Here is a 267-nt window from a genome sequence, read left to right as displayed (position 1 = left end):
AAAGCTTGCAAGAAGTATGGTGCCAATGGGCTCAGTTTTTTGGATATTAATACAACCTCTGAGCCCATACGTAACTGTTATGCCGGCATCCCATAACGCTCTGCTAACGCTTGCGGATAGTCTCGCTCTTGCGCGAGTTTAATCGCGTACTGCTCAATTTCTTGTTCAGACCAATGCACAGCGACAGGATGTTGGGATTCCACGTTTTGGTTAGGTTCGATATCAAACCAGAACTGAAGGATTTTTTGCGCTGCGAGTAGTGTTGAT

1 protein-coding gene is annotated in these 267 nt (G+C 45.7%); it reads right to left on the bottom strand.

The annotated features are described in order from the left end of the window. Positions 1-77 precede the first annotated feature (77 nt). Positions 78-203 (bottom strand): hypothetical protein, encoded by a 126-nt coding sequence (locus tag ACS2QP_RS27860; RefSeq protein ID WP_438883083.1) that lies wholly within the window; start codon positions 201-203, stop codon positions 78-80. Positions 204-267 lie beyond the last annotated feature (64 nt).

Source organism: Bacillus cereus group sp. Bce019 (genome assembly GCF_051781745.1).
Classification (GTDB): Bacteria; Bacillota; Bacilli; order Bacillales; family Bacillaceae_G; genus Bacillus_A; species Bacillus_A cereus.
The sequence above is the reverse complement of the archived record's forward strand: the minus strand, read 5'-3'. Positions and strand labels throughout refer to the sequence as shown.